Raw genomic sequence first — 4,886 nt, forward strand, 5'->3', positions numbered from 1 at the left:
TTTTGTAGTAAGACAATTAAATATTGCTTTTATCCTATAGCGCTTTTCACATGGATAGACTACAGTTAGTATGGGCAACCCAAAAGCATTTTTCTACTCCCTACTCCCTACTCCCTACTCCCTACTCTAAGCGCCAAAAATAATTTTGTGGTCTACTCAAATTAAAAGCGCTGTAAGATGACTTATATCATGTCCGGTTGAATACTTACACTTTGGAGGAGGTAAGGCAGCTATGCTGGAGGCAGGAGGCAGAAGGAAAGAAAAGATTAGAAAGGAAAAGGTTTTTTTATCACTGATTATCCGGACATGATATTAAACAATTAGCCAAGGATTGAAATCCTTGGCTTGGCTTTGAATTAATTAACCCCAACTATCTGAAATACAGAAAATTGGGGCTGTTTTTTGAACATATTTTATTAGGAATTTTTCAGGTGATTATAACCATCACCAAAATTAAGCTATGGCAGACTCTTGAGTCCGAGCAAAAATCATTCTACCCGCAGAAGTTTGTAACGAACTGGTGACAATAACTCTAACCTCATCTCCAACATATTCACTACCTGATTCCACAACTACCATTGTGCCATCATCCAAATATCCAATACCCTGAGATGGTTCCTTCCCTGCCTTACGAATTTTAATTTCAATAGTATCACCAGGTAAATAACTTGGTCGTACTGCTTGAGTCAAGTCATTAATATTCAGTACCATGACCTTTTGTAAACTAGCAACTTTAGACAAATTGTAGTCATTAGTTAACAGAGTACCATTAATTTCCAGAGCAAAATGAACCAATTTAGCATCTACTGTAGAAATATCTTCATAGTCTGCAAAATGAATTTGAATCTGAGAAGGGTAAACTGCTTTAAGCCTATTTAAAATGTCTAACCCTCTTCTACCTCTAACTCTTTTTTGATCGTTAGAAGCATCAGCTATAAGTTGTAGTTCCTGTAAAACGAAATGTGGTACAAGAATTTGCCCCTCAAGAAAACCTGTTTCCAATAAATTTTCTATCCTCCCATCAATAATACAGCTAGTATCCAAAATTTTAGTAGTAGCAGGCTTAAGAGTACCTTCTGCTACTAATACTGTATCTAGACTGTTAGGATTAATCAGCCGTAAAAAACCACGACCATGAGTATCAGCAACGTTAACCCCTGTAAAGCCTAACATAACACTGCCTAAAACCGCTACAAGAGGCTTAATAAAGCTAAATTCTCCCGGAATAGGAAGCAAAAACAGTGGCGCTAGCATTAGGTTTGCCACTAATAGTCCAATAACTAATCCTATTGCTCGAGTCAATAATAAATCAACTGGCATCTGGGCGACTTTTGCCTCCACTCGCCGATATGTAGTCTGAAATACCAAACCCAATACAAAGCCAATTAAGGAAGTGAAGGCAGCTAATACTGAACGTAAACCTTCAATATTGGTAACTTCTAATAATACATTGGGAGGTAGTAGTTCTATGCTATAAAACCCTACCCCTGCTCCAGCTAGTACAAATGAAATGATAATAATTGCGTCAAGCATTTTTTTTAGTTTGTTTGATAGATATAGAAATTTTCCCATTAGCTACTCAGCAATAGCGAGTAATAACCATAATTTGTGAAGTTCTCTCCTGTTAAATCTCGCGATTATAACGGGAGACCCCCTGCCGAATCAAGTTGGGCTGCTCAATGTTGCTTCTATTATATCTTCCAGTAGATGTTCCATTCTTGAGATTTTTCTTGTTCTCAGCTTCCTCAACTCATAAAAATTTTGAAGCTATTCATAATGAACTCTACTCTTTACAGCTCCTCCTAAAGTATAAAATCTATCTTGCAACAATGGTAATGTGATTATTTTTACTTAAATTTTAATGACAATGTTTTGAATATTAAGTATTTTAACCAGTAATACGGTTATCTAATAAAGTTATTTTTTTGACTTTTTACTTAAGTAATATTTCTATCGATCAGTATTAATTTTTTGTAATTGAGTGTACTACTACTCTTAATTAAATTCATAATTGTTTAAGATAGTTTTATATAAAAATATATTTTGTAATGAAAAGGCCAATCGGAAATTACTATATCCCCATTTCGGCTTATGTCCATATACCCTTCTGCCGACGGCGGTGTTATTACTGTGATTTTCCGATTTCTGTAGTGGGAGATAGTAAAAGAGGTGATAACTTTTCTCCTATTCAAGAATATGTGGAGGTAATTTGTGAGGAAATAAACACTACAAAATCTTTCGAGCAACCCCTAGAAACTATTTTCTTTGGCGGTGGTACACCCTCCCTTTTGTCAGTGAGTCAATTGAACCAGATTCTAGATGCCCTAGAGCAAAAATTTAGAATTGTGGCCAATGCTGAAATCTCTATAGAAATGGACCCAGGAACTTTTGACTTGGAGCAGGTACAAGGATATAAATCCCTAGGGATAAATCGAGTTAGTTTGGGGGTACAAGCATTTCAAGATGAGTTATTACAGGTTTGTGGCAGAACACACAATGTCTTGGATATTTACAAAGCAGTAGACATATTACACCAAGCAGGAATTGTTAATTTTAGTATAGATTTAATTTCGGGACTGCCACATCAAACTCTAAAACAATGGCAAACTTCTTTAGAAGCTGGAATTGCTATTTCCCCAACTCATATCTCTAGTTATGACCTAGTGCTAGAACCTGTTACAGCTTTTGGACATTATTATCAACCCGGTAATCATCCTTTACCTACAGATGAAATAGCTGCACAAATGTATCGAATGGCACAGCAACTGATATCAATTTCAGGATATGAACATTATGAGATATCAAATTACGCCAAGCCAGATTATCAGTGTGGTCATAATCGCGTCTACTGGGAAAATCGTCCTTATTATGGCTTTGGTATGGGTGCAGCAAGTTATTTATCAGGGGAAAGATTTACCCGACCACCTACGCGCAAAGAATATTATCAATGGGTGCAATCTGTCGATAGACAATATAAGCTATCGCTTCAAGATCGTAGATTAAAACATCAGGGTATCGATAAATCTAATAATGACTTAGAAACGAATCAGGAGTGTTTGTTAGAAACACTAATGTTAAGATTCCGCTTGGCAGAGGGGATAAATCTATTAACATTATCTGAGCGTTTTGGTCAAAGAACTGTAGAGCAAATACTAATCTACTTGCAACCCTATCAAAAGTTAGGGTGGGTAGAATTGATTAATCCAAAAGGCATAGTAACCTTATTCTCAAATAACCAAAAATTTCCACTAGAAGGATATTTGAGATTAACCGATCCTGAAGGTTTTTTGTTCTCCAATACAGTTTTATCGACGTTATTTAGTAAACTGAGTAATTCTATCAGTATGGAGTACTAGAATATAAGTATTTATACTGGAAAAAACTAGATTTACACTGGACGACTTAAGCCTAATTAATTTTCTTCAACAAAAGCAATTAAAAGTATGCTTAAGCGATCCCTATTGGTTTATAATAATTGTATTGGCACTCAAAGATATCAGGGTTCAACAGGGTTGCTAATCGGCAACAAAAACTTAGAGGGAATTAAAGATTGTGACTATAGCACTAGATAGACTACCAAAAAAACAAGTTCAAAAAATTCTCTGTTTCTATGTGAATAATACTCATAAGATACAGATTGCTAGAATTAGTAATCCTCAGACTAAATATTTGGAACGCACTGTTTTTCCTGGAGAACGTTTCTTATTTGAAGCAATTCTAGAAGCAGAATTAGAAATTCATCAAACCCTAGAAAATGGTGAAATTATATGTAAACGTTTGTTGTGTAAGGACTTGAAAGTTGATGAGTAGGTAATAGTTAAAAATTTATCAAAATTAGTTTCATCAAGTAATTGCAAATAGTTAGTGATTGATATTTTTTGAGATTCATCACTAACTATTTTGATGGATCGATTTAGGTCAACTATAGTTAGGGTTTACGCTCAAAAGTCTGATGGTGACGATAGGGAACACTTAACTGGGAATAGGGAACAGTTTAGATCATCTACTACGGCCAAATTTTCTGATAGTCAGGGGAAAAATATTAGCATTTTGAGACAAATTGAGCCAAAAACCTTGCACCCCCTCAACAATATTTAACTCTGGAAACCTTTACAGGTATTGATTACAATTTTATTCAGCAAGCCCTAGTTATAGCGCTTTCTGTCCCGAATGCTTGCGCAAACACCCAGGCAACAGGCAATAACGGTGCGACTCCGCGTTGGTTTCAGACGCAAGCGGTCAGATCCCGCGTCGGTGTCAGGCAGCAAGCGGTAACAGACAATAGGGAGAATAACAAAGCTGTTTGCGTTTGCATAGCATCCCGTAGGGAAGAATTCCCCAGGAATAATATAAAATTTTAGCTCTTGGGTAGTTCCTACAATTTGTAAATATATTCCTCAAGCACTGCTATAACTTTTCAACTTTATAATTAGGGTTTGCTGAAAAAGTCTGATGGGTGAGGGTAGGAGTCAGAACTCAGGAGTCAACCCACCCCTAATACCATGCATGAAAAAAGAATGTTACGAATAATAAGCACCATAAAAAGACTTTCAGATAAAGTATGTTTGACGAAAAAGGTAATTTGCAATATCAAAAATGGTATTAAATCTATCCATTCTGGATTCTAAATTCGCGCATTCTGTTTGCGGAGCATGAGAAACGGAAATTATAATAAATACCCTAACTATTTGTAGCAAACATTTATCAATTTGGTATAACCCCTCCGGTGGAGCAGGGCTAATTCATTGTCGCGCCTAGAATATTTACAACTGTATATTTTTGGTTAACTCACTCTAGCAAGATGTACAAAATTTCAAAATTTCAAAGGATACAATTTTTCTCTCTTGACGATAAATTGACCTTACTCCCCCACTCCCCCACTCCCC

4 protein-coding genes are annotated in these 4,886 nt (G+C 36.0%); 3 read left to right on the top strand and 1 reads right to left on the bottom strand.

The genetic code is table 11. The annotated features are described in order from the left end of the window. Positions 1-453: 453 nt before the first annotated feature. Positions 454-1,533: a PIN/TRAM domain-containing protein gene (locus F6K54_RS40365; RefSeq protein WP_293090020.1), complete on the bottom strand. Its 1,080-nt coding sequence runs from the start codon at positions 1,531-1,533 to the stop codon at positions 454-456. Between the two features lie 515 nt (positions 1,534-2,048). Here F6K54_RS40365 and hemW point away from each other — a divergent pair. From hemW to F6K54_RS40380, 3 genes are all read left to right on the top strand, one after another. Then, on the top strand, positions 2,049-3,356 hold the full coding sequence (gene hemW / locus F6K54_RS40370; protein WP_293090022.1) for a radical SAM family heme chaperone HemW: 1,308 nt from the start codon (positions 2,049-2,051) through the stop codon (positions 3,354-3,356). A gap of 196 nt (positions 3,357-3,552) precedes the next feature. Next, on the top strand, positions 3,553-3,810 hold the full coding sequence (locus tag F6K54_RS40375; RefSeq protein WP_293090024.1) for a DUF1830 domain-containing protein: 258 nt from the start codon (positions 3,553-3,555) through the stop codon (positions 3,808-3,810). Between the two features lie 90 nt (positions 3,811-3,900). Next, positions 3,901-4,098, top strand: a complete 198-nt coding sequence (locus tag F6K54_RS40380) for a hypothetical protein (RefSeq protein WP_293090026.1) — start codon at positions 3,901-3,903, stop codon at positions 4,096-4,098. Positions 4,099-4,886: the final 788 nt, after the last annotated feature.

Source organism: Okeania sp. SIO3B5, from assembly GCF_010692555.1.
Taxonomy (GTDB): domain Bacteria; phylum Cyanobacteriota; class Cyanobacteriia; order Cyanobacteriales; family Microcoleaceae; genus Okeania.

Bases quoted from the DNA above. Each gene is read 5' to 3' on its own strand.
- F6K54_RS40365 (WP_293090020.1), bottom strand. From the start codon at position 1,533: ATGCTTGACGCAATTATTATCATTTCATTTGTACTAGCTGGAGCAGGG.
- hemW (WP_293090022.1), top strand. From the start codon at position 2,049: ATGAAAAGGCCAATCGGAAATTACTATATCCCCATTTCGGCTTATGTC.